The 24,362-nt window shown below is 67.9% G+C and carries 17 protein-coding genes; 9 read left to right on the forward strand and 8 right to left on the reverse strand.

Annotated features, from left to right (window positions below; translation table 11 throughout):
* Nucleotides 1-75 precede the first annotated feature (75 nt).
* The 6 genes from D472_RS0115940 to D472_RS28440 all read left to right on the forward strand — a co-directional run bounded on the left by D472_RS0115940 (nucleotide 76) and on the right by D472_RS28440 (nucleotide 8,510).
* Nucleotides 76-1,527: a DUF2398 family protein gene (locus D472_RS0115940; RefSeq protein WP_017605474.1), complete on the forward strand. Its 1,452-nt coding sequence runs from the start codon at nucleotides 76-78 to the stop codon at nucleotides 1,525-1,527.
* The gene (locus D472_RS0115945; protein ID WP_017605475.1) at nucleotides 1,524-5,723 is read left to right on the forward strand and encodes a TIGR02680 family protein; all 4,200 of its coding nucleotides are present in this window, start codon (nucleotides 1,524-1,526) and stop codon (nucleotides 5,721-5,723) included. The genes D472_RS0115940 and D472_RS0115945 overlap by 4 nt, the downstream gene beginning before the upstream one ends.
* On the forward strand, nucleotides 5,720-7,003 hold the full coding sequence (locus D472_RS0115950) for a TIGR02679 family protein (protein WP_017605476.1): 1,284 nt from the start codon (nucleotides 5,720-5,722) through the stop codon (nucleotides 7,001-7,003). The genes D472_RS0115945 and D472_RS0115950 overlap by 4 nt, the downstream gene beginning before the upstream one ends.
* Before the next feature lie 27 nt (nucleotides 7,004-7,030).
* Entirely contained in the window at nucleotides 7,031-7,996 is a 966-nt protein-coding gene (locus D472_RS0115955) for a bile acid:sodium symporter family protein (RefSeq protein ID WP_017605477.1), read from the forward strand.
* 27 nt (nucleotides 7,997-8,023) lie between these two features.
* Nucleotides 8,024-8,239 (forward strand): hypothetical protein, encoded by a 216-nt coding sequence (locus tag D472_RS27170; RefSeq protein WP_051046008.1) that lies wholly within the window; start codon nucleotides 8,024-8,026, stop codon nucleotides 8,237-8,239.
* A gap of 118 nt (nucleotides 8,240-8,357) precedes the next feature.
* Nucleotides 8,358-8,510 (forward strand): hypothetical protein, encoded by a 153-nt coding sequence (locus D472_RS28440; RefSeq protein ID WP_161625112.1) that lies wholly within the window; start codon nucleotides 8,358-8,360, stop codon nucleotides 8,508-8,510.
* A gap of 406 nt (nucleotides 8,511-8,916) precedes the next feature.
* Here the strand turns inward: D472_RS28440 and D472_RS0115970 are convergent, their stop codons facing one another.
* Nucleotides 8,917-9,549 carry a restriction endonuclease gene (locus tag D472_RS0115970; protein ID WP_017605480.1) on the reverse strand — a complete coding sequence of 211 codons (633 nt, stop codon included), beginning with the start codon at nucleotides 9,547-9,549 and terminating at the stop codon, nucleotides 8,917-8,919.
* 143 nt (nucleotides 9,550-9,692) lie between these two features.
* Between D472_RS0115970 and D472_RS0115975 the strand changes: the two genes are divergently transcribed.
* Both D472_RS0115975 and D472_RS0115980 read left to right on the forward strand, forming a co-directional pair.
* On the forward strand, nucleotides 9,693-10,322 hold the full coding sequence (locus D472_RS0115975) for a class I SAM-dependent DNA methyltransferase (RefSeq protein ID WP_017605481.1): 630 nt from the start codon (nucleotides 9,693-9,695) through the stop codon (nucleotides 10,320-10,322).
* 485 nt (nucleotides 10,323-10,807) lie between these two features.
* Nucleotides 10,808-11,584, forward strand: a complete 777-nt coding sequence (locus D472_RS0115980) for a DUF4253 domain-containing protein (RefSeq protein WP_026117747.1) — start codon at nucleotides 10,808-10,810, stop codon at nucleotides 11,582-11,584.
* A 253-nt stretch (nucleotides 11,585-11,837) separates the two neighbouring features.
* Here D472_RS0115980 and D472_RS0115985 read toward each other — a convergent pair whose 3' ends face one another.
* The 6 genes from D472_RS0115985 to D472_RS0116010 all read right to left on the reverse strand — a co-directional run bounded on the left by D472_RS0115985 (nucleotide 11,838) and on the right by D472_RS0116010 (nucleotide 21,289).
* Nucleotides 11,838-14,117 (reverse strand): DUF262 domain-containing protein, encoded by a 2,280-nt coding sequence (locus D472_RS0115985; RefSeq protein ID WP_017605483.1) that lies wholly within the window; start codon nucleotides 14,115-14,117, stop codon nucleotides 11,838-11,840.
* Between the two features lie 36 nt (nucleotides 14,118-14,153).
* Nucleotides 14,154-16,259: a UvrD-helicase domain-containing protein gene (locus D472_RS0115990; RefSeq protein ID WP_017605484.1), complete on the reverse strand. Its 2,106-nt coding sequence runs from the start codon at nucleotides 16,257-16,259 to the stop codon at nucleotides 14,154-14,156.
* 141 nt (nucleotides 16,260-16,400) lie between these two features.
* Nucleotides 16,401-17,372 (reverse strand): serine/threonine-protein kinase, encoded by a 972-nt coding sequence (locus D472_RS0115995; RefSeq protein WP_017605485.1) that lies wholly within the window; start codon nucleotides 17,370-17,372, stop codon nucleotides 16,401-16,403.
* Nucleotides 17,373-17,905: 533 nt separating this feature from the next.
* Nucleotides 17,906-18,592 (reverse strand): hypothetical protein, encoded by a 687-nt coding sequence (locus D472_RS0116000; protein ID WP_017605486.1) that lies wholly within the window; start codon nucleotides 18,590-18,592, stop codon nucleotides 17,906-17,908.
* A 55-nt stretch (nucleotides 18,593-18,647) separates the two neighbouring features.
* Nucleotides 18,648-19,556: a 5'-methylthioadenosine/S-adenosylhomocysteine nucleosidase family protein gene (locus D472_RS0116005; RefSeq protein WP_017605487.1), complete on the reverse strand. Its 909-nt coding sequence runs from the start codon at nucleotides 19,554-19,556 to the stop codon at nucleotides 18,648-18,650.
* Nucleotides 19,553-21,289, reverse strand: a complete 1,737-nt coding sequence (locus D472_RS0116010; protein ID WP_033303993.1) for a hypothetical protein — start codon at nucleotides 21,287-21,289, stop codon at nucleotides 19,553-19,555. Before D472_RS0116010 ends, D472_RS0116005 begins: the two co-directional genes overlap by 4 nt.
* An 85-nt stretch (nucleotides 21,290-21,374) precedes the next feature.
* On the opposite strand from D472_RS0116010, the gene D472_RS0116015 reads away from it, so the two are divergent.
* Nucleotides 21,375-22,088 (forward strand): NUDIX hydrolase, encoded by a 714-nt coding sequence (locus tag D472_RS0116015; protein ID WP_026117748.1) that lies wholly within the window; start codon nucleotides 21,375-21,377, stop codon nucleotides 22,086-22,088.
* Between the two features lie 141 nt (nucleotides 22,089-22,229).
* Here the strand turns inward: D472_RS0116015 and D472_RS0116020 are convergent, their stop codons facing one another.
* Nucleotides 22,230-23,879: an HsdM family class I SAM-dependent methyltransferase gene (locus tag D472_RS0116020; RefSeq protein ID WP_033304003.1), complete on the reverse strand. Its 1,650-nt coding sequence runs from the start codon at nucleotides 23,877-23,879 to the stop codon at nucleotides 22,230-22,232.
* Between the last annotated feature and the right edge of the window lie 483 nt (nucleotides 23,880-24,362).

Below are 24,362 nucleotides of genomic sequence, written 5' to 3' on the forward strand. Positions count from 1 at the left end.
GGGCGACCTCCACCTGCCCGGGTTCCGCGTCGAGATCGCCGCTCGCGGCACCCACCGGACCGGAAAGAAGAAGTGATGGCCAAAGCCACTCGCCCACGGGTCCCCGACGTGGACCTGGGCACCTACCAACAGGCCGTACGCCGGGTGTTGACCTGCGACGTCATCACCGCCTCCCGGCCCCGCCCCGGCGTGCTCGACCAGGTCCTGTTCTGGGCCGACCAGATGGCCCAGGACCTGCGCGCCCTGTTCGGCTACCGGCTCATCGCCACCACCGATCACGTGCGCCTGGTGCGCGAACTCGACCTGCTCGACCCCACCCAGCGTCAGGTGTTCGCGCGTAAGGGCCGCTCCTTCGACCGGCGACGCCTGGCCTACCTGTGCCTGGTCCTGGCGTCCTTCCAACGCTCCCGGGTCGAGATCAGCCTCGGCGACCTGGTACGCCGCTTCACCCCCTTGGCCAACCGGATCCAAGGGCTGGGCTACGAGCCCACCGACTCCTCCCACAAGGCCGCCCTGGTGGACGTGGCGCACTGGCTGCTGGAGCGGGGCGCCCTGCACCTGTCCGACGGGTCGGTGGAGGCCTGGGCGCGCGGGGGCGAACACGCCGACGCCCTGTTCGACATCGATCACGAGATCTGCGAGATCCTCTTTCGGCCCAGCCGCCCGGTCCAGCACCTGCACAGCTCCGCCGGGCTCCTCAACGATCCGCCCGGACCGGACACCGCACCCGAACGGGTGGCCCAGCGCGCCCGCCGCCTGCTGGTGGAGTACCCGGTGGTCTACTACGCCGACGTCGAACCCGAGGTCGCGGCCCTGCTGCGCACCAAGGGCCTGGTCCAGGAGGTGGCCCGCCTGACCGGCCTCGAAGTGGAACGCCGGGCCGAAGGGGTGCTGCTGGCCGACCCGGCCGGGAACTTCACCGACCGCGCCTTCCCCGGTAGGGGAGGAGCGGTGACCCGCACCGCCGGACTGCTCCTGGCCCAGATCGCCAACCACTTCGAGGAGTCCTGGGCGGCCCTGACCCACCTGCCCGCCCCGGGCCCGCTGCACGAGCAGGCCGACCTGGTGGCACGAGTGGACGCCGCGCTGCCCCGGGAAGGGGTCGTGGCGGAACTGGCCTGGCAACGCCCTGAACACGCACCGCACCCGGCCGAACCGGCCACGGTGCCCCTGGTGGAGCGCGAGCGGCTGGAGGGGATGGTCGCCGACCTGTTCGAAGAATTCGGCTCCGCGTCCTTCACCGCCGCCTGGCAGAACGACCCGCACGGCCTGCTCGACGCCGCGTTGGACCTGCTCGGTGACCTGTCGCTGGTCCGCCCCGTCCCCGGCGGGGTCCTGGTCACCCCCGCCGCACTGCGCTACCGCAACATCCAAGGAGCGCTACCCGAACGCCCCGACACCGGTCTGCTGCCCTTCGGCCCGCTCACATCGAATCCCGCCCCGAACTTCGAACAGCCCCCTGATCCGGCACCGGAAACCGACGCCCAGAGCACCTTCGACCCAGGAACCGAGGACGTAGCGCCATGACCCGCAGGAGCGACCGTTTCCGACCCAACCGGGCGGGGATCGTCAACATCTGGGACTACCGGGACGAAGAGTTCGTCTTCGCCGACGGACGTCTGGTGCTGCGCGGACACAACGGCTCGGGCAAGACCAAGGCGCTGGAGGTGCTGTTCCCCTTCGTCCTGGACGGTTACACCGACGCCCGCAGGCTGGACCCGTTCAGCGGCCAGAACCGCACCATGAAGTCCAACCTGCTCTACCGGGGCGAGGAGTCCGCCTACGGTTTCGTGTGGATGGAGTTCGCCCGCCAACGCGACCAGGACGAACCCGAGGGCACCGAGACCGTCACGCTCGTCATCGGTCTGCGCGCCCACCGTCACCGCGACGGCGTCACCCCCTCCTTCTTCGTCACCGATCAGCGCCTGGGCGTGGACTTCGGGCTGCTGTCCGAAGACAACCGGCCCCTCACCGAACGCCAACTCAAGGCCGTCCTCGGTGAGGACGCCCACCACAACAGCGCCACCGACTACCGCAAGGCCGTGGACGCCCGCCTGTTCGGTCTGGGTGATCGCTACGTCCAACTCCTGGACCTGCTGCTGGCCCTGCGCCGTCCCCTCCTGGCCAAGGACCTGGACCCGGAGAAGGTCTCGCACACCCTCACCGGCGGCCTGAGTCCCCTGGACGAGACCCTCGTGGACCAGGCCGCCCGCGACTTCGCCAACCTCGCCGCCGTCCAGAGCAGCTTCGCCGCCGCCACCGCCTCCCACGAGGCCGCCCGCACCTTCGGCACCGTCTACTCCGACTACCTCACCGTCAACGCCCGCCACCGCGTGTCCCGGGTCCACGCCTCCATCGAAGGGGCCACCACCCACGCGCGCGAGATCACCACCGCCGTCAAGGACCTCGAACAGGCCCTCACCGATCGCGACCAGGCACGTGCCCGAGCAAAGGAGGCGGCCCAGACCAAGGACCGGCTCACCGCCGAACACGACGCCCTCCAACGGCACGAGACCTTCCGCGACCAACAGACCCTCCGACTCAGGCGAAGCGCCAACGAAGAACGCGCCCGCGGCATCCTCACCCGGACAGAACGGGTGGACCGACAACGGGAGGAGATCGGCCGGCTCAACGGTGAAGCCACCCGCGTCGCCGACCGGGTCGAGCGTGGACTCACCCACGCCGAGGAGCTGCGCACCGGACTCATCGAGGCGGCCGAACGTTCCGGCATCGGCCACGACGCCGAAGGCGACGTCGACACCGGCACCGAGTTGATCGAAACCGCCAAGGCCCGGGCCGGTGCCCGCCTCGACGACGTCCGCGCCGTCCGCGAACGTCTGCGCGACCAAGGCGAGGCCGAAGCGGAGCGCACCCGCGCCGAACTCACCGTGACCCGGGCCGAAAAGACCCTCGACGAGCACGAACGCGCCTGCCTCACCGCGCAGGAGGAGCTGTCCGAGCTTCGCCACGCCACGGCCCAGGCCCTGCGGAACTGGTCCGAGCGCTGGGAGGTCATCGGACCCGAAGGTGCCCAAAGCCTGCACGAGGCACTGAAGACCTACGGTGAACCCGGCACCCCCACCCTCGCCCAGGTCTTCGACGAACACGTGCACCAACGACGCCTGGAAGCGGCCGGCCACGTCCAGGGCCTGGGAACCGAACGCGAGGACCTCGGTCGAAGGCTGTTCGAGGCCCGCCGCGAACGCGACCACGTGGCCGCCGAACGCGACGACGACCCACCGGCCGACCCGCTGCGCCCGGCACCCCGCGCCGATCGCCCCGGTGCGCCCCTGTGGCGGCTGGTCCGCTTCCGCGATGACCTCCCCACCGAGCGGGCCGCCGCTCTCGAAGGCGCCCTGCACGGTGCCGGGCTGCTCACCGCCTGGATCCACCCCGACCCCGACCTCACCCGCGAGGCCCTCGCCCAGAGCGAGGCCGACGCCTACCTGCTGCCCGAGGCGGTGCCGTCCAACGGACCCACCCTGGCCGACGTCCTGGTCCCCGAAACCCAGGAACACGTGCCCACCGACACCATCTCCACCCTGCTGTCCAGCATCCCCCTCAGCACGGAAGCCGGCACCCAGGCCCCCTGGGGGGTGGACGAGCGGGCCCGCTTCCGGTTGGGCCCCCTGGTCGGTGCCCACCCCAAACCCGTCGCCGAGTTCATCGGTGCCACCAACCGCGCCCAACGCCGCCGCGAACGCCTGCGGACCTGGGACGAGCGCATCGGTGAGCTCTCCACCCGGTGCTCCGAGCTCGACGAACGACTCACCCGGGCCCAAGAACGACTCAAGGACTTCGACCGGGCCCGTCAGGACCTGCCTCGGGCCACCGACGTGGCCAAGGCCGTGCGCACCCTCGAACACCACTCCACCCTGCTGGCCGCGGCGCGCGGTGCCCGAGCCGAGGCCAAGCGAGAGCTCGACGCCGCCATCGCCCAGGTCGACGCGCAGCGCCGACGGGTCCGCGCGGTGGCGGCCGAACGCACCATGCCCACCCGGGCCGAGGACGTCGACGCCATCGCCACGGCCGTCGAAGCCTTCCTCCGAACGGCGCACACCCTGCACACCACCCGCGCCGACATCGCCGAGTACACCCGTGACCTCGACGAACGTCGGGATACCATCGAGCGGTTGACCCAAGCCCTGGAACGGGACCGCGCCGAACTCGAACACGAGCACTCACAGCACACCCGTGAGGCCGCGGAACTGGCCACCCTGGAAGAGGCCATCGACGCACCCGCCCGTGAACTTCTCGAGCGCATGGAAAGGGTCGAAAGCGAACTCCGAACGGTGCGGCGACGCGTCGACGAAGCCGAGCAGGAGGCGGAACGGGCCCAGATCCTGGCCGTGCGCTCCGAGACCCTGCGCGACAGTGGCGGCCGCGCACTCACCCAGGCCCTGAACACCCTCCTGGAACACGCCTGGGCCTTGGCCGAACTCGCCCGGCCCGACGTACGCATGATCTTGGGGGTGGACTCCACCGCCACCTGGCCGGCGCCCGCCCAGTGGCCCGATGCCGAAGAAGCCTCCCAAGGACTCCTCACCGGGCGGATCGACACGGTCGGCGACGCCCTGCCCACGAGCGCGGTGGAACTCATGGAGGCCATGGCCGCCGAGGTCGGTTCCACCGAGGTTTCCGAGGGCGAGCTCAAAAGCGCGAGCACCCGCCTCTCCCAGGCCCTGCGCACCTTCCAAGAAGCGCTCGGCGGTGACGCCGAGGGCTACCGCGTCGACCACGAGGTCGGTGCCGGCGGCCTGGTCACCGTGCACGTCAACGACGAGAACGGCCGCACCCCCGTGGCCGTCTTCACCCGTGCCGTGGCCGAACGCGTCCAGGAACAGGGCGCGCTTCTACGTGAAGAGGAACGCGGGGTCCTGGAGGACGAACTGCTCGGCGGCATCGCCCAACAGATCCACGAACGCATCCGTACCGCCAAACAGCTCGTGCGGGCCATGGACCGCGACACCCGCGCCCGCCCCATGTCCTCCGGAACCCGGGTGGGCATCCGCTGGTCCCGCTCGGAAGCGCTCACCGAGCACCAGGCCAGGGCCACCGAGCTGACACGCCACGACAGCGCCGGACTGGGCCCCCGCGGCCTGGGGGAGTTGCGCACCCTCCTGCGGCAGATGATCCGCGACCACCACGCCGCCCACCCCCGCGCCGGCCACAAACAGGTGCTGTCCGCCGTGCTGGACTACCGCACCTGGTACCGGTTCGAACTACGCCTGGCCGTGCCGGGCAAGGACGAGGTCACCCTCACCAAGAACAAGCACGAACAGATGTCCGGCGGTGAGAAGTCCGCCGCCATCCACCTGCCGCTGTTCGCCGCCGCCAACGCCCTGTACACCTCGGCCCTTGCCACCTGCCCGCGCGTGGTCGCCCTCGACGAGGCGTTCGCCGGCATCGACGACCGCTACAAGCCCGAACTCATGGGCCTGACCGTCACCTTCGACCTCGACATGTTCATGACCGGCCACGACCTGTGGGTGCACTACGACAGCGTCCCCATGGCCGCGCACTACGACATGCACCACGACAAGGCGAAAAGCATCGTCTCGGCCATGCTCATGCTCTGGGACGGCGAACAGACCCTGGACGCCGACGCCGGGTTCGCCGGCAACGAGGAGCTGGCCGCCGAACTGCTCGGGATCACCCCCACCCGGCGGGTCCCCCGTTCCACCGCCGGAACCCTCCTGGCCGAAGTGGAGGGCACCGGTTGAACCTGGACCGCTTCCGTGGCCCCCACTACGCCGCGCTACTGAGCAAGGCCCGCACCGAGCTGGAAAACCGCGACGGTCAGCCCCAGGGCACCTTCACCCTCAAAGGCCTGACCGAACAAGAGGTCGCGCACGTCCAAGGTCTTTTGGGCAGTGTTCCAACGAGCAGGCCCGATCGAGTGAAGGTCGACTTGGCCAGGCTCGACACCGTCCTGCGCAACGGCTACGGGATCGGCCTGTTCGAACTCTTGGAGACCCTGGGGCCCGCACTACGGCTCAAGAGCCGGGTCCAAGAAGAGGAACGACGACTACGGGCCCAGGTCCTCGCCCCGGCCCTGGCCAGTCCGCTGTACCGAACCGACTGGTTCCGTGCCTGGCTCGACGATCGCCGAACTCGAAGCGCCATCACCCAACGGGTCAACAGAGCCGACACCGACGGCCTCGGGCACGCCGTTCGAGTCCTGGAGGCCATCGAAGCCCACGACACCGACAGCGCGCCCCTGCTCTTGCCGCACCTGGCCGTCCAGGTCACCGGGGACACCAAGGCCCTCGACCACGGGCGTCCCCTGGCCACGCTCGTCCAGTCGGCCCTGGCCGAGCGATCGGGCCGCGAACGCCCCGAGGGGGCCGAGGAACGCCGTGCCCTGTGGGAGGAACACGACGTGGTCCAGGACGACCTGGCCAGCCGTGTGCTGGTCCTCAACCTGCCCGCGCACGGCGACGTGCTCGGGGCGTGGATGAGGGAGGCGGCCGAACATGGTGTCCCACTCCAGGTGACCCTCCACCAGCTGGTGCGCTTCCCACCCAGGCCCATCGCGCGCGTGATCCACGTGTGCGAGAACCCGGCGGTACTCCGCCAAGCGGCCGAAGACCTGGGACCACGGGCGGCTCCGCTGCTGTGCACCGAGGGTTGGCCCTCGGCCGCCTTCCACCGGCTCGCCACGGCCGCCCGTACCGCCGGGGCCCATCTGCGCTACCACGGTGACTTCGACTGGCCCGGCATGGCGATGACCCTGCGGATGACGGAGCGCTACGGGGCCCGGCCATGGCGCATGAGCGCCGCCGACTACCTGGCGCACCCTTGCGCGGAACGGCATCGGCTCGAAGGGAACGCGCGCCCCACCCCCTGGGATCCGGACCTGGCCACGGCCATGCGAGAACGCGGCCACGCCGTCTTCGAGGAGTCGCTCATGCGGACGCTGCTGGAGGACCTTCGCGTCCAGCCACCTCATCGAGCACCGACCACCGGCCACGGGAACAACGTCGTGGTTCGTCCGGAGTAAGCCCCCCGACCCGGGAAGGGAAACACGTTGAAGGTCATCGAACGGATCGCCGGATTCGTCGGCAGGTGGTTCGCGCCGCTGGTGCTGGCGGGGGCAGCGGTGGGCCTGGCCATGCCGGCCCAGGCATCCCTGATCACCCCGTACGTGTCCCTGCTGCTCGGCGTCATCATGTTCGGCATGGGGCTGACCCTGCGCCCGGTGGACTTCGCGATCGTCGCCAAGCACCCCGGGGCCGTCCTGCTCGGGGTGGCCGCCCAGTACACGATCATGCCGCTGCTGGGCTGGGGCATCGCCCACCTGCTGAACCTGCCGCCGCTGCTGGTGGTGGGCATGGTCCTGGTGGGCGCCGCACCAGGAGGCACCGCCTCCAACGTCATCGTCTACCTGGCTCGCGGCGACGTCGCCCTGTCCGTGGCGATGACGTCGATCTCCACCATGCTCGCGCCGCTGGCCACCCCGCTCCTGGTCCTGGCACTGGCCGGGTCGACACTGAACGTCTCGGTGGCCGACATGTTCGTGTCCATCCTCCAGGTCGTCCTGCTCCCGGTGTTGGCCGGACTGTCGCTGCGCACCTTCGCCGACCGCGCCGTCGGCAAGGTCCTGCCGGTGCTGCCCCTGGTGTCGGTCACCGGCATCGTGCTGGTCGTGGCCGGGATCGTGGGCGCCAACGCCCAGGCCGTGCTCGGTGTCGGTCTCGTGCTGGGAGTGGCCGTCATCGTGCACAACGCCCTCGGCCTGGCCCTGGGCTACCTCATCGGTGTGCTCGGCCGCCTGCCCGACACCTCCCGTCGCACCCTGAGCGTGGAGGTCGGGATGCAGAACTCCGGGTTGGCCGCGAGTCTGGGCGCCACCCACTTCGAGCCGCTCGCCGCCCTGCCCGGTGCCCTGTTCTCCGTCTGGCACAACATGTCCGGTGCGCTCGTGGCCACCTACTGGGCCCGCCAGGCCCCCAGGAACGTAGCGGACACCGAGGGCGAACCCGAACACACCTGAACAGGACTTGCCCCCTGGGCACCGACCATGGCAGGCTCTGGCCCCGACATCCCCCGAGAAGGACGGAAGAACACACCCGTGGCCGCCAAGAAGAAGAAAAAGCGCAAGCCCGGAAAGAGCACCGAGATCCACCGTGGTCCCACCCGTGACCCCGGAGCCACCGGCAACGTGGGCTGCTACTTCATCTTCGCGGCGATGCTCGTCATCGCCCTGATCATCGTGCTGCTGGAGGTCTTGGGCTGAAAGTCCCGGCGGCCACCCTGCTCGTCCGGAGGCACACCCGCTTCCCCTGGCCTCAAGCCGGCAACGCCCCTTCCTGGAAGCGGCCGTGCGAACACACGTGGCCCGTCACCGCGGGCGCATGACCGAGCGACATCGCCTGGCCGCCCCATGTTCGGAGTTCCTCCTGATCGCCCTGTCGTCCCTCTCGGGGTGCCTTCGTCGAACGATGCGTCATCTGCGCCATCGGCCCGCCGCCACCGAAGGTCACCGTCTCCTCGCCCTGCCCGGGTAGGCGCCCCGGCCCGCTCCACCCCCGTATCGGGTGGCCTTCGCGCTGCCGGTACCGCTGAGAGGCGACCTGCTTGGACCCCGAGCGACCGCTGACCCCCGTCAACGAGTGACGGGGGTGCCAACACGGGAATCTGCCGGAGACACTCGGGGCTCCATGGACCGGACCGGCCCCGTGGGGTTCGGGGCCCATGAGGCCCCCATCCAACAGGGGCCCCATGCGTCCCCTCTCCCGGGTCGCAAGCAAGACCGGGAGGATCGGGAACTGTCTCAGAATCGCAAGCAGCGCCCGAATCTGGTATCCCAAGGGTTTGGGGCGGGAAGCTTCCACGATCCCAGAACACGCCCCGACCTGCGTGAACTTCGTGGAATCCGCCGGAAACGACTCTTCGTCGAAAGCGGGCTCCCACTCACCTTCGAGGCGGTTGCGGCACCCGCACACCGCTCATCCATCGCGCCAGACCCTCCCGGTCCACCAGGACCATGTGGCCCTCGCCCTGGTCCACGGCGGCCTCGGTGAAGCCGGAGGAGGAGACGAAGATCCCCTCATAACCCTCGTATCCGCTGTGCAGCACTCCGATGAAGGCGCGCACGTCGTTGGGTGGTACCGGGTTGTTCCACCTCTTGCACTGCACCACGACCTCTCGACCATCGGGAGCACGTCCCAGGACGTCGGCCCCGCCGTCGTCGGCCCCGCCCACCACGGTCACCGCCGTGTAGCCGTGCACCCGCATCAGCATGGCGACGTGCTCCTCGAACTCCACGCCCGTCATCGCGTCGACCTCGGACAGGTCCACCCGCTCCAGCGCTTCGCGCTCTCGGGCCACCCGCCATCGATAACGGCCCCACCACACCAGGGCCGCCACCGTCAGCGCACCCAGAAGCCACAACATCGGGCGCGCCGCGCTCTGGGCCACCCACGCGCCGAGCATCAGCGCCACGACCAGTCCCAGGACCAGCCCGTAGCGGTGGCGCCACACGATCCGCCACTCTCGGGGGGTGCGCTCGGCCTTGGTCTCGTCGTCCGGGGAGATGTCGGTCATGGCAGGGATCTTCCCCGTGTGGGGCGAACGTCACCACCCATGGAAGGTCGTCCCTGTGGCCCTCGCCACCCACCCTGGCGACCCGGGCCTATATGGTCCCAACGAGGGTCGATGTCCGTTTTCAAGGTGAGGGAGGCCGATCCATGAGCGAGCACCGCAGGATCTTGGACCGTGTGTACGCCCTACGAAGCCCCGAAGAGGTCGAGGGCACCTACGACGAGTGGGCCGCGACCTACGAGCACGACACCACCGAGGGGATGGGCTACGCCGCCCCCGCCCACGCCGCCGAGCGCCTGAGCCGGCTGCTCGATGGCCGCCCTCGGGCCGAGATCCTCGACGCCGGATGCGGCACCGGCCTGGTCGGCGCCGCCCTGGCCGAGCACGGATTCCAGGTCATCGACGGCCTGGACCTGTCCACGGCGATGCTGGAGGAGGCCCGGGCCAAGGGCGTCTACCGTGACCTGGGCAAGGCCGACCTGACCCGGCGCCTGCCCGCCGGGGACGACTCCTACGACGCGGTCATCTGCGTAGGCACCATGACCTCGGGCCACGTGGGCCCCGAGGCCTTCGACGAACTGGTGCGCGTGGCCCGCCCGGGCGCACCCCTGGTGGTCACCGTGCTGGACCGGATCTGGGAACCCTCCGGATACAAGGCCAAGGTCCAGGCACTCCAAGGGGCCAAAGCGGTGCGCCTGGAGGAGAGCACCCCACAGAGCGTCTACCACCTCAAGGAGAACATCACCTGCAACCTGGTGGTGCTGAGGGTCCTGTGAGCAACGAGAAGACCCGGCCCCGCGTGTTTCCCGGAGCCGGGTCTTGGCGCCTGGACGTGTTTGGAGAGGTATTCGTGTTCTGATACGCACGCGGTCGGACTTCGAGAACCGCTGGGAATCCATGGGAAACCACGACTCCGGCACGCGAACGTCATCGTGCGCTCCGGTACCGAGAGTCAACGAAGACGCGGCGGCGGACGCGCGTCCGGCCTTTCAGCCGCCATCGATCCTTTGGGCGCAGCCCACTTCGGCCGCGCGTCGATGTCGGATGGGCGCTCGTGTGGTGCCGGTTCGTCGCTGCCGCCACCGCGCGAGACCAGCACCCAGGGATCCTTGCGGGGGGCGGCTTCGGTGTTGCTCGGCGTCCAGACGTAGAAGCCTCGATCCTCGCCCTCGTTCCCGACGGAGTGAGGCCGCCAGGTGGAGCCGGGTGTTTCCTCCCGCCTACCGGAAACCGTCGGAGGGGATCTCTACGGTCGATGACCATGGACCTTCGAGAAACATCGTCCCTCCGGCTTCCCGCCGGCCACATGGTCTCCTCCGAAGAAGAGGAACCCGTCCTGTGGCTGAGTGAAGCCCCGGCCTCGCCCGGCCTGTGGTCCCGGATGCTCGCCGAGCATCTTCGTTCCGGCCTGTGGCCCTTGTTGCTGGAGGGACACCACCACGAACCCCACCGCCCCTGGGAGTCCCAGGAGCTGTCCCCCTCCTGTTTCTCCCACCTCACCGAGCACGACCCGGAGGAACTACTCACCACCTGGTGGAACTACTACGCCCATGTCGAGGACGGTGTGGCCCCATCGAACCCCCTGGAGACCGCGCCCTTCGAACTCTGGCCGGGACGCGCGCCCGCTCGGGAGGTCCGGCCAGGAGCAGCCGAAGAGACGGCTTCCGAGTGCGCCGAACTCCTCATGGAGCACAGAGCCGGTTCCAGGCTGGGATTGGTCCGGGCCGGATCGGGGGCCGAGGCGATGACCGCGTCCGGATGGATGGGTCCGCTCAACCACGACAACGACACCGCCGTGTTCGCCTGCGTGGTGGCCGACTGGGAACGCCGCTTCGGCGCGCGTGTCCTGGGCATGGGGTTCGCCACCCTGACCCTGAGTGTGGCCGCCCCACCCGCCGACCTCGATCAGGCCCTGCGTGTGGCGGGCGGACACTTCGCGTTCTGCCCGGACAACGTCTTGCAAAATCCTCCCTACCGGCTGCAGGACTACGCGGAGCTCCTGATCGACCGGCCTGTCTGGGACTTCTGGTGGGACTGATCGGGCTCGGGTCCCCGTCCGAGTGCAGGCCGTGGCCTCCGCGCACGCATGGGCGCGGGAGCAACCTCTCCCCGCTCGGTCCGGCAAGGGCGTCCCCGCACAAAGGGGACCCGGTCAAGACGAGACGGGACCCTTCGCCTGCGTCGCCTGGCCACCGGGCGCCCCTCGCGCGGTGCGGTGTTCATGGAGTTGGCCGACCGGCTCGCCCGGGCCGCTGAGCGGATCTTCGCCGTCGGTGACCCGGTCTCGGAACCTAGTCGTCGAGCATGCGGTACCCGAACTGTTCCAAGCGGGTGCGGGCCCGGCCCAGCTCCTCCTGGGTGAACAGAGGCGCGTACTCCGGCCTCAGCACCAGCGCCTCCACGGTCAGGTCCAACCGGCCCCGCTCCCACAGGTTCGCGAACCCGTCCGAGACGGCGGGGGCGTTCAGCAGCTTGCGCGCCGTGCCCAACGGACCCAGCTCGGAGATCATGCCCAGGAAGAACGAGGCGGTGTAGTCGGCCTCCGACTTGGCCCGCTCGTACACGTTCAACATCGCCTTCCCGAAGTCGGCGGTCCGGGGATCGTCACCGGAATCCTCCTGCGGTTCCTGGACCTGCCTCTCTTGGTTGTCCGGTTCCCCGGCGGCCGCCTGCCGCAGGCGGTTGACGAACCCCAGCAACGAGTCCACCGAGGTGAACACCTCATAGCCCAGCTCCTGGAGCCGGGGCAGGTCGGCCTGATCGGGGTCCAACTCCAACACCACCGGCTTGCCCAGACCGTGCTGGAGACCGTCGGGCCAGAACGCCTCGGCCTCCGCGATCACCCGTCCGCGCTCCGGATCGTTGATCTCGGCGTCCAGCTCCGGCTTGGCGTACCCCTGACGCAGCAGCTCGTCCACCATCTCCTGGACCTGCACCGAACGGGCGTCGTCGGGTTCGGCGGACAGCACCGTGACCGGCCTCAGCGGCTCCTCCGTGGTGGGGCGTGAACCGGTGGCCAGCTCCTCCAGGAAGCTCTGCGCGGCCTGTGCCAACAGCTCCCGACGCGCGGCCAGGAAGTCCAGGTAGTTCTCCACCTTCCACAGGTCCGGGTCGGTCGGAATCCACTGGGAGGCCAACACCCCGGGATGACGCTCCTCGACCTCGGGGAAGTACTCCTCGGGCCTACGGTCGGATACCTCCAAGTTGCTCTGCTGGGTGAGGAAGCAGAAGTTGGCGATCGCGTTGACGTGTCCGCGATCGTAGGAGTCACGCAGCACGCCCTTGGGGAAGACGTGGTGCAGTTGCAGGGAGGACAACCGACCCAGGGATTCGGCCTTCAACTCCAGTCCGCTGCCGAAGTCCCGAGCGCCTTGGACCCGGGTCAGCATGTACAGCAACGGGTAGAACCGTGATCCTCGGGTGGAGCCCTCGAAGTCGTCGGGCAACACTTCCAGCTTGCCGCCCCTCCAGCGGGACAGACGGCGGATGGCGCCCTCGATCCCGGACTCGGCGACCCCGTCGTAGTCCAACTGCAGGAAGGTCTCCGTGGAACCGGCGTACCGCCCCCACAGGGCGCTGTGCACGTACCAGTACAGGACCCGGTCCCGATGGGCCGCATCGTCGAATCGGCCACCGTTGAGTTCCAACAGCCGGGCGACCACCGGGAACGAGTAGCGACTCATCAGCACTCGGTCGTGATCCAGGCCGAGGCGTCCGGAGACCGCGTCCAGGAAGGTGCCCACGTGATCGACGGAGGCCTTCAACGCCCGCTGGAACTCCGGCACGTCCACGTTGTCCAGCGCCGAGAACAACGCACGACCCGTCGCCACGGCGGTGGCGTTGCGCAGCAGCCAATCCAGGGTGAAGTGGAAACCCGATTCCGACCAACGGTTGAGGCTGGCACGCATCGTGGAGCGGGCCTCCGGCCAGTGCGCGCACAACTTGGCCAAGGCCAGGTCGCCCTTGGACAGCTTGGTGCCACCGGAGTTGACCCGGTTGAAGATCTCCACGACCGCGTCGGTCGTCCAGTTCGCCCCGGTGATCACCTCCTGGGGGAAGTCCTTGTCACCGATCTGGTACAGCCGGTTGAGCCGGGTCAGGTAGGTGTTGGCCAGATCGGGATCGTCGGCGAAGCGTGCCAGGTAGGGGACCGGACCCTGCCGGAACAGTTCGGTGACGTCCACCCAGTGAGGGTTGTCGTTCATCTTCAAGGGGCGGTGGAACTCGAACGCCTCGGTGTCCACGTTGAACTGCAGCCCGGTGAAGGCGGACGCGTCACCTTCGAAGAAGGCCGGGGCGCGCCCCCGCATCACCCCGTACAGGGAGGTGATGCGTTGCTGGCCGTCCAACAACAGCAGGTGGGTGCCACCGCCTCCCGCGGAGCCCCCTCGCACGGCGGTCTCGGCGGCGGAGGTCTCCCACAACAGCAGGCTTCCCACCGGGTGCCCCAGGTACATGGACCGCATCAGGCCGCGTACCTGGTCCCGATTCCAGACGTAACCTCGCTGGAATTCCGGCAGCAACACGGTTCCGGTGTCGATCTGGTCGAGGAGCGTGGACAGTTTCGCCATGGGTCCGTCCTTCTCGTCAGGGGTCGTCGTCGAGAATCAGGTCAAGATCGCGTCGATGAACGGACTGGGCCGGCCGTGCCAACTCACTGCGAGTCGTTCACGGGCGCGAGTGCACGCCACGAAGAGCAGGCTGCGTTCGCGTAGCAGGTCGCGCGCGTGCGCGCCGGGGTCCTCCTCCTTGGGTGTCACGCTCTTGGGCGCGGGCAATTGGCCCTCACCCGCTCCCACCACCGCCAGGCAGCGGAATTCCAGGCCCTTCATTCGGTGCATGGTGCCGACCGAGACCGCGTCCGTGGCCGCTTGCCCCTTGGCCAAGGGGACCGCAGGGATACCGGCTCGCTCCAGCTCCGCCACCACGTGTTCCACCGACCGGTTGGACCTGGCCGCCACACCGATCTCTCCGGAGAGCACACCGGCCTCGTGCCACTCCCCGATGGTGCGCACCAGGTGCTCCATTTCCGCCTTGGCACTGGTCAGTCCGGTGAGCACCGGATCGGAACCGCGCATCTCCGAGCGGCAGTCCGTCACCGAGTCCAGACCCCCGTCCATGTCGTCCACCGCCTCGCCCCGCATCAGCCCCAGGCTCCAGCCCAGAATCTGCGCGGTGGTGCGGTAGTTGATCCGCAACCTGGTGGAGCGGCCCCGGATGTTCACACCGACCTCGGCCAGGCTCACTCGGGGTCCATAGATGCGCTGATGGGTGTCACCGGCGATGAACAGGTCGTCGGGGCCCTCGGCCACGGCGGCGCGCAACAGTCGCCACTGTCCCGGATGCAGGTCCTGGGCCTCGTCCACCACCACGTGATCGAAGGGGCGATCCTCGCGCGCGGCCAACAGTCGAGCGGCCTCCTCCACGATCGTCTCGTAGGTCCACAGACCCTGTTCCCGCAAAAGATCTTGGAAACCGGAGATGGCCTGCCACACCTGGGCCCGCTGCAGGGCCGTCAGGCCACGACCGCGTCCATCACGCTTGGCGGACAGGTACTCGGGAGCGGACTCCACCTGGCGGGCCAGGATCACCTGTCGCCACTCCTCTGTCAGGAAAGCGGGGGACAGGTCCAGCTCCAGCTCTTCGATGACCCGCTCCCACAACCGGCGTTCGTGTGGGGGCTGGAGCAGGGCGGGCTGACCGTGCTCCTCCCGGAAGATTCGGTGGGACGAACGGTCCACGTGTTCCACCCGAATCCGGGAGAGCACTTCCTCGGCGTCGCCGGCCCCGTCGTGTTCGGCGAGCAGGCGCAGGTTCGCCTCCAACGATTCGGCCAGGGTGGAGGTGAAGGTGGTCAGCAGGACCCGTCCCCCCGCCCGGGCCAGGCGGTGGGCCCGGTGCAGCGCCACCACGGTCTTCCCGGTGCCCGGACCCCCGCTCACCCGGGCCGGGCCCCGGTAGGAGGCCTCCACCACCGATCGTTGTACCGGATGCAGGTAGATCCGCCACAGGTCGAAGGGATGCTCCAGCGCCGCCATCAGCTCCTGGGGACCCTCCACCAGGAGCACCCGGTCGGAGCTGCGCTCCACCGCGGCGTCCAGGTCCTGGGGGTCCACCCCCTCCACGATGGCCGAGCCCAGTTCGGCCCACACCTCCTCGGGGGACAGCCCGCTGGCCAATCCGAACAGCACGTCCCATTGCACCGGCGGTAGCAGACCGCGCGCGGCCTCCAGTTGGAAGGTGCCGGTCAACGTTCGCACCAGCGGCAAGGTGTGCTCGTCGATGCCCAGCCGTTCCAGGTCGGCGTCGTTGACGTGGTCGAACAGCAGCTCGGTCGCGTTCTGTGCGATCCGCTTCATGTGCGGCAGGCTGGCGTCCAAGGCGGCCACGTCCCGGATCTCGATACCACCGGTGGCCAGGTTCACCGTCGCCTTGCGGCGTTTGGCCCATTCGTAGGCGTCATCGTGGGGGAGTACCTGAAGCAGGACGTAGGTGTCACCGTTGTCCGGGGCCAGAACGACCCCGCGGTAGAACTGGTCGATCCGAATGGTGCGGAAACGGTCGTCGCGGGCGCCGGTGATCTTCTCCAAGTGCAGGCCGGCATGGGTGGCCTGCTCGAACTTGGCGAACACCTCGCCCACCCGTGCGCGCACGGGTTTCTCGAGGTCGGCGAACTCCTTGAGCAGGTCCAGATGGAGGGCGAGTCGGGCCACGGGGTCGTCCTAGCGGTTCAGGGGGTGCACAACGACGGAATCAACGGCGGCCGGGGGTTTCGAGGTGGGGCCGAGGACGATTCCAAACTAACGCCTGCCCGGAACGGACAGCGGGGACACGCTGCCCGGGTTGTCCACTCGTTACAGGTTCGGCTGCTGCGTGCGTTCCTTGGAGAAGACCCGGGACAGAGCCGCTCCGTACATGCGTTGCGGGCTGGGCAGCGAGGGCGGATGCAAGATCCCCGGGATGGGTTCCAGGTCCTCGGTGAATCCGATCAACCGCTCGTACACCTCCACGGCGCCGACCGGCCGGTCCTCGGGGCGTTTTTCCAATAGAGCGCCCACCACCTCGGCCAGCTCCACCGGCACGTCCGGGCGCAGTTTCCGCACCCCGCTCGGTTCCTCCCCGACCTGCTTGGAGGCCACCGCGAACGACGTCGGCGCGGTGAACACCCGCTGCCCGGTGAGCATCTCGTACAGGGTGCATCCCAGCGAGTACAGGTCGCTGAGCGTAGTGGTGGTCCCCGCCAACAACTGCTCCGGTGCCATGTACGCGGGCGTCCCCGGCGTGTGTCCGTCCCTGGTGATCTGCGACATGTCGGAGCGCCCCAGCGCCACGGCCAGTCCGAAGTCCAAGACCTTGACCGTGCCGTCGGGTTCCAGCATCAGGTTTGCGGGCTTGAGGTCCCGGTGCACCAGCGAGGCACGATGGGCCACCGCCAACACCGCACAGGCCTGGGCGGCGACCCCGCTGGCCCACCCCACCGACATCCGCTCCTGTTCGGCGAGCAGGTCGGACACGCTCACCCCGTGGACCCGTTGCATCACCAGGTAGGGGTGTTCCTCGTCCTCCGCGCTCATGTCGAACACCGTCGGTACCCCGGGATGTTGCAACTCGGCGGTGACGCGGGCCTCTCGAACGAACCTTCGCACCAGTTCGGCGCGCTCGTCGGCGTCGGCGTCGGAGGGGAAACGGATGAACTTGACCGCCACCTCCCGGCCCAGCCGGACGTCACGGCCCTCCCAGACCTCACCCATCCCACCACGGGCCAACGGCGTGGGGTTGAGCCTGTAACGTCCGTCCAACAGGCGTCCGCCGCGCGTTTCGGCCATACGTTCCGCTGCTCCCTCACCCGCTGTCTTTTTCGGCCCTGACGCTACCCCACCCCCGTCGAGGCGGCGATCTGGTGACCCAGGGGTCCGGAAACGGGACGGAATCGTGGACTCTGACCTGTCCATCGAGGGGTGCCTCCCGGGCGTGGACGCCGGGGCTCGCGGCACACCACGGACCGGCTGTCCACTGTGGGAGCAAGGGCTTGGCCGGCTGTGAGTCCGTTATCGACGAGGTGAGAGGTAGGGTCTACGACCTCGGCTCGTCCAGGGAGCGCTACACCGCAGTGGCGGTGCTTGGGCCCCGCCGACGTACGCAGGGACGACTGCCGGGAGCCTGAGGAGTTGAACCTGACACGGCAGTCGTCGGACATCCTGCGCAGAGACGGTTTCGAGTTGGTATTCACCTCTGGAGTCGATGACCGACGCCCCGCAGAGCCGTGGACCTTTCTCCTGACGGTGTCTCCTCCTCTGAAGAACCGCTGCGGGATCTTTCACCCTTCAGACGCCGAAAAGCCGGGGACCGGAGTCATGAGTCACGTTTCTTGCGCAGAGCCAGGGGGTGTGCCGCTGGATGCGGGAAAGCTTCCGGCCCAGACGGAGTCGAAGAGGTCGAGTACGGAGTCGTACAGCACTCCGGGTGCGCGTACATAAAGGCAGGGGGAATGCCGGCCATGCGCGTGCCTGCCGTAGAGGGTGAGGTAGGCGGCGCGGTCCGTGGCTACGATGCGGAAGGCGTTGGGAAGGTCGAACAACCTCAGTTCGATCCCGGAACGTTGCCGGGTGACCTCAGCCAGATAGTCGGTGTTCGCCCGTACCTGTGCTTTGAGTAGTCCTTGGCCGAAGCCCGGGTCGGCCCGTCCGAGGTCCTTCTCTCGGCGGGCCAACCAGACGCCGGGTTGGGCTTCGTGGTCGGGTAACAGGACCTGTACCGGAACAGACCGGCCGGCACCGTCTGTCCACAAAGGTGAGAACACGTCCCGGGTGAGAGCGTTTCCTCTGCCAGCCATGATCCGTACCCACCTGGCTCGGGTCAGGTCGTGTGCCATGTCCTGCTCGGCGGAGCGCTGTTCACGGTACAGGCGTACGATTCCGGTCCCGGTGAGTCTGGCCAGGATGCCTGCCAGCCACCACCGTGGTCGAGAGGAACGGACCCACCCCGCTGCCACGAGGGTCGCGGTGGCGAGCAGAGAGCTGAGCACACCGAGGAGGAAGGTTGTCATGGAAACTCCATCGTCATGGGGTGGGTCCGTTTCCCGGTCATGGTGCTGACCGGGATCAGCACAGGTAGGGCAGCAACTTCCGGACGGTGTGGGCCGCGTTGTGGGCGGCAAGGTCATGGCTGTCGTCGTTCTTTTCCTGGTCGGCGTTGTCGGAGATGCCACGCACCACGACCCAGCCCGGGTTTCCTTCACCGCGTACCGAGTTCTCCTGCCAGAACTGGCTGAGTCCACCGGACTCCATGTCCACGGCCAGGATCTTGTCGTTGTAGTACGACAGGAATTCACGGATCTCGCCGTCAGGGGTGGCGATGACAGCCTCGCCGGAGCCGATGAGCCCAGGGAACACTTCAAAGGTCCGTTTTCTATGGCCCTCGGCCTGTCCCCGGATCATCGCCGGTTCCCCGTGGTCGGTGAAGAAGGCGTTCACCGAGTGGATCACCCGTGCTGGTGCTTGGCGCTCCTCTCCTCTGCGCTGAATTTCGCCCCCCACCTTGATCTTGCGCGCTTCGTAGTAGACGACTCGGGTGGAGACGATGACGTTGCCGATCCTGGCGTATTCGGGGTGAAGACCACCTCCTATCCCGACCAGGATCCACAGGCGCGGGTCGAAGTGGTGACGCAGGTGGTCCAGAGCGGACATCACCGAGCGTTGGCCAGGGCTGTGGGTCTGTGTGGCGGCCACGGTGACGGTGCCGCTCTCGGTCACAACCTCCCCGGTGGCGAAGAACAGACCGTCGGGGTGCTTGTCGGTGACCAGTCCGAGTTGTTCGATGACGGCATGCATCTCCTTGGACAGGATCGTGACGACGCCGACATCGCAGCGCTGCTTCTCTACGGCTCCGGGAGCAGGCACCGATGAAGGGCCCGGGACCGGGGCCGTGGTGCTGATGGACTGGGCGCCGTGCCCGATGGCGCTGTTGCTGATCTGCGTGTTCTCACCTAGGTGGAAGTTTCCGTGTGTCACTGGTGTCCTCCATGGTCAGAGGGAGCGGAGACGCCTTTGTTGTGGTCTGCGCTGGTGTTGGTTGAATACGCGCCGTGCCCCACGGCGCTGCCCAAGATGGTGGTGTTGCTGCCGATGTTGAAACTGTTCTGTACCAACTTCTTCGCGCGTTTGTCGAACTCGGAATTGTCGACGTTGTTCTCATGCAGGAAGTCGCTTATCGCACCGAGCATGCGCTCTTCTACGGTCTTTACGTGGCTGAGGACCTGAGCCTGATCGAACTGGACCTGTCGCCATTCCTGAGCATGTTCTTCTCGGGCACTGACCTTGCTGCCGATCTCGATGTTCCTTCTGGGGCGTAGAGTTCGGTCCGAACCCAGGAGAAGAGATTTGGTCAGGTAATAGGGGTAGAGGGGGAGTCGTAGGCAGTCGGATATTTCCTGGGGGAGACGGAGAAGCGCTTGCGCCCCTGCGGCCAGAACTGCCCTCTTCCCGTTCTGTCCGTACTCCTTGACGCGTTGGAACTCACGTGGGTTACGGGTAAGGGCACAGGCGACGCAGAAGAGGGTGAGTGTGCGCCCTTGGAGTTTGACGTGCAAGAACACGGTGGTGACGAGTTCAGAGCCGTGGCTGGGTACGCTCACTTCGATGAAGTGCAGCGCGCTGTCGTCCTCCCCGTTGATGAGTGCGCGCATACGATCCGGTTCGATTCCGGCAGGGCTGAGTAGGGTCCTATCCTTCGATAGGTCGCTTTCCGCCGCGTAGACACGGTTTCTAACCTCAACGGGGAGTCGTACGTTCGGTTCGTCTGTTCGGAGTTCGTTGACCTTTTGGTGAAGTCGCTCCACCAGCTCGTGGGCGCGAAACGGAGGGATGGCGTGCTCTCGTTTGTGTAGTGGTTCATTCTCATTCTCCGTCGGACGCAGCAACTGCACGTTCATGGGCGGATCCCATTGGTATACCGCCTCTCCTGCTCCGATGAACGGTGACTCTTCACCGAACAAGGGAAACGAGGCGAGCTCGTCTGTCGGCTCGCTGCTGTGCTGTGGCCGCCGGTAGACGACACAGTCGTGATATTGCTGTTCGTCGATTTTTTGCTCGCGGCGGGAGAGCTTGTGAGGCCGTAGTCGAGACGCCTTCTGAATGTGGTTGACACATAGTTGGCGCACGGTGGCGCTGAGGAACGTGATGGCTGCTATCACGCCCAACAGGTACAGGCCGAGTTGCCCTTGGGATGGGGAAGCGCCGATAAAGAGGAGCATGAATGCCATGGCGGCGAGGGCGCACACTCCGGTGTGCTTGAGCTGTCTGGTCTCTTTCTTCCAGCGCCACCCCTCCAGGGAGAAACGGCGTTTCACCTTACGTTTGCGATTTCTGAGCGGAGGTTCGTTCTCGTTGGCGATCTTTGTCGAGAGGTGCAGTGCGTGCCGGAGGAGTACGAGAAGAACGAGGCCGCAGGCGACCACGGCTGATGTTGCGCTGAGTCCCCATATCAGCGGGGTGAGTAAGGCAAAGACGATGGCGATCCGGGGAACGGCTCCCAAGTGAGTGGCTCGCCAGGCGTGATGCATGACGGGGACGAGGTCGAAGCCATAGGAGGGCGCCACTCGCTGAAAGGACGCGGTGGCGATTTCCCCGATGACCATGTCACGGAACTTCTCGTCGGCGTAGACGCCCGCGCACAGGTGGCGCGTGGCGTCGCTCGGGGGTCGCGGAGGGCTTTTCTGACGTGGAGCTGCATGGAGGGTGCTCATGCCGTCCCTTGCGTCGACTGAGTTAAGGTCATGGTGACCATAAGAAGGAATCTTGTTTAAGTCAAGTTGACCTTTAGGGGGAGTCGTGGGCGATCGTTTGAAGGGGTCCGTGGGGGTCGAGCTGTCCCTGGTGACCGTGGACCTGGCCATCTTCACCATCAGGAACGACAATCTGATGGTTTTGCTGGTGGAGAGGGGTGCCGAGCCCTTCCTGGGCCGCTCGGCCCTGCCTGGAGGGAGGGTACGGACGAACGAGACCCTTGACGAAGGAGCCCACAGGGAGTTGTGGGAGGAGACCTCCATTGAAGGTGCACGACTGCATCTGGAACAACTCGGTGCCTATGGGGACCCGGGGCGCGACCCCCGCGGCCGGGTGGTCACGATCGCTTACCTGGCATTGGGGCCGGACCTGCCCACTCCGGTGGGCGGCACCGACGCCGCACACGCCTACTGGGCTCCGGTGGCCGGTTTGCTCCGCACACCAGGATCTTTGGCCTTCGACCACGCGCGCATCCTCGATGACGCCCTCGAACGGACACGGAGTTCGCTTGAGTACGCCACCGTGGCGACGGCTTTCTGCCCTGAGGTCTTCACACTGAGCGAACTGCGCGGCGTCTACGAGGCGGTGTGGGGCCATGAGTTGGATCCCAGCAACTTCCGCCGCAAGATCATCAAGACGGAGGGTTTCGTCGAGCCCACGGGAGAACAGCGCCCCCAGCCCACCGGTCGCCCGGCCGCCCTTTATCGCAAAGGATCGGCGCAACGGCTCAGCCCGCCGTTCCTCCGTTCAGCCTTTTGAGGCGAACCGACCATGGCCTGCAGGGACAGGCCGCGCTCGACGCCACGACTGGAAACGTCTGCTGATGTGCCTTCTCCGGTGTCGTCCTCGATAATGACATCGGAGAAGGGGGCCCAGACAGCTTTGAGCGGTTTTCAAACGTCAGCGTCTTTGGGTATCTCCTCCCGGCACCAACACCCCCGAGGTCAACCCTTCCCGGGTCAACGCCGCCGCCTGCTCCGCCAGCACCGCCAACTCCCGCGCCCGCTCCTCGAACTCGGCCACCGCCCGAAACGCCGCCCCGTAACGCCGCTGCTCCTCGGCTTCCAGCTTCGGCACCCGCGCCGCCCGCGCGTCCGTTCGGTACGTCCCACTCGCACTGGTGGACCGCCGGGTGTTCGAGGCCGCGGTGAGGAAACCGGCCAGGAAGTCACTGTCCAACCGCTCGTCCACCGCGCGCGGGCGCTCCCCTTCCAGCCGCACCAACCCCGCGTCCACCAGGTCCCCGATCCGAACCCGCTGCTCGGGCCAGGTCACCGGGCCCTCGTCCACCAGCGGCAACGCCTCCGCCAGCTCCCCGAGCACCCGCTCCAGCTCGGCCCGCGCCCGCGCCAGCGCCTGCGGCAACTCCTCCAGGTCCGGGGCCAGGTACCGCCCCGGTGACAGGTCCACCTCCTCACCGAGCAGCTCGATCAGCTCCACCTCGGCCCCGGGACGCTCCGGCCGTTGCCATTCCCCGTCCGGGTCCATCCCGCTCAGGTCCCACATCCGCACCGTCGTGGCCGCGTCGCCCGGCCCCGCCGGTCTCCGCAGCACCCACAGGTGGACCGGCTGGGCGTGCGAGGAGGCCAACCCGGCAGGCAACGCGAACACGTCGGTCAGCAGCCCCCGGCGCACCAGTTCGGCGCGAATGCGCCGCCCGGTCCTTCGGTAGGCGCACGAGGTGGACAGCACCACCACCGCCCGCCCACCCGGCGCCGTGTGCGCGTAGGCGTGCTGCAACCAGGCCAGTTCCCCCTCCGCCTTGGGCGGTAGCGCCAACTCCCACCGGGGATCCATCAACAGCTCCTCGCGCCCCCAGTCGGTGGTGGCCGGCGGTGGGTCGCACACCACCAGCTCGGCGCGCTCCTCGGCCCACCGGTTTTGACGCAACGAGTCCCCGCTCGCGAACTCGGCGTCGAGCCCTTCGAGCCGGGCCCGAGCGGCCGCCAGTCGCACCGCGTCGACGTCGGTGTCCTGCCCCCGACGTCGTGCGTCCTTGGCCCCCAGCGCCAACAGCAGCGCTCCGGTTCCACACGCCGGATCGAACACACTGGCGGCCCCGGTATCGGTCAAAGCCGTCACCGCTCGAATCAGTCGGCTGGTGGAGGTGGTGATGGCCCCCGCGCGTTCGCTGGAGTCGAGGAAGCGCTCCGCCAACGCTCGCGCGACCAGGGCCGGGGAGGTCTGGGCGGCCAACGCATCGGCCTGTTCGATGGCGGCCGCGCTCAAGGAGCCCGGGCCGTTCCCTTCCAGGTATTCGGCCAGGTCGGCCAGCCCGGTCAGCATGCTGCTCGGGTACTCACCGCGCAGGGTGTTCCACAATCGCACCTCGGGGGTCTCCTGGGCGCCCTTGTTCTGGCTCTCCAACCAGGCCCGCACCGCTCCCAAGGGGAAGAGCGGGCTGGATGAGGTGCCGCCGCTGGGTGCGGGGAAGTCCTCGTGCCTGCGGCGCCAGTTGGACACGGCGGCGCGGGTGACCCCGGCCAGGCGGGCGATGTCGGCCGCGGTGATCTGCTGCTCGTCGGTATTGACCTGGGCGCGGGGATTCATGGAGGTCACAGTACACGGGCGGGGGTGAGGTGCCCAGATGCCTCCCGTTGGCCGCGCTAACACTCGGTGAGCATGAAAGCGATCCCGCCCTCGAACACCCTGCCCGCGATCCCCGACGGCCCTGGGTCGCCCCGAGGGCCCGGCGCAGAACTTACCGGGGCGCGGGTCCGCGCTGCGGTTCTGGGCACGCTCCACATCACGAATCGGTGGGCATTGCCATCTATCACTGTGCCCGGTGCGTCTCTAGGAGTAGAGAGGGACGTGAAGGCCCTTCCGCCTCGGCCCCTGACGAGAGTCTCCGATGTGAAGTTCTCGACGTTCACGGGTTGTGGGAACGCGATTCGCTATGTATGTTTGCGATGTAAACAGTGCACATGGTGAAGTGTGAAGGTTCCCGTGTATGCGGCGCGACCGTGCCGGCCACCCCCAAGAGAACGGGGGAGGGGCGCCTTCCCAGGGCGCACCCGACAGAGGGCACGAACA

The sequence above is a fragment of the Nocardiopsis alkaliphila YIM 80379 genome (assembly GCF_000341005.1).
Lineage (GTDB): Bacteria > Actinomycetota > Actinomycetes > Streptosporangiales > Streptosporangiaceae > Nocardiopsis > Nocardiopsis alkaliphila.

Bases quoted from the DNA above. Each gene is read 5' to 3' on its own strand.
- D472_RS0115940 (WP_017605474.1), top strand. From the start codon at position 76: ATGGCCAAAGCCACTCGCCCACGGGTCCCCGACGTGGACCTGGGCACC.
- D472_RS0115945 (WP_017605475.1), top strand. From the start codon at position 1,524: ATGACCCGCAGGAGCGACCGTTTCCGACCCAACCGGGCGGGGATCGTC.
- D472_RS27170 (WP_051046008.1), top strand. From the start codon at position 8,024: ATGGCAGGCTCTGGCCCCGACATCCCCCGAGAAGGACGGAAGAACACA.
- D472_RS28440 (WP_161625112.1), top strand. From the start codon at position 8,358: ATGACCGAGCGACATCGCCTGGCCGCCCCATGTTCGGAGTTCCTCCTG.
- D472_RS0115970 (WP_017605480.1), bottom strand. From the start codon at position 9,549: ATGACCGACATCTCCCCGGACGACGAGACCAAGGCCGAGCGCACCCCC.
- D472_RS0115975 (WP_017605481.1), top strand. From the start codon at position 9,693: ATGAGCGAGCACCGCAGGATCTTGGACCGTGTGTACGCCCTACGAAGC.
- D472_RS0115980 (WP_026117747.1), top strand. From the start codon at position 10,808: ATGGACCTTCGAGAAACATCGTCCCTCCGGCTTCCCGCCGGCCACATG.
- D472_RS0115985 (WP_017605483.1), bottom strand. From the start codon at position 14,117: ATGGCGAAACTGTCCACGCTCCTCGACCAGATCGACACCGGAACCGTG.
- D472_RS0115995 (WP_017605485.1), bottom strand. From the start codon at position 17,372: ATGGCCGAAACGCGCGGCGGACGCCTGTTGGACGGACGTTACAGGCTC.
- D472_RS0116000 (WP_017605486.1), bottom strand. From the start codon at position 18,592: ATGACAACCTTCCTCCTCGGTGTGCTCAGCTCTCTGCTCGCCACCGCG.
- D472_RS0116010 (WP_033303993.1), bottom strand. From the start codon at position 21,289: ATGAGCACCCTCCATGCAGCTCCACGTCAGAAAAGCCCTCCGCGACCC.
- D472_RS0116020 (WP_033304003.1), bottom strand. From the start codon at position 23,879: ATGAATCCCCGCGCCCAGGTCAATACCGACGAGCAGCAGATCACCGCG.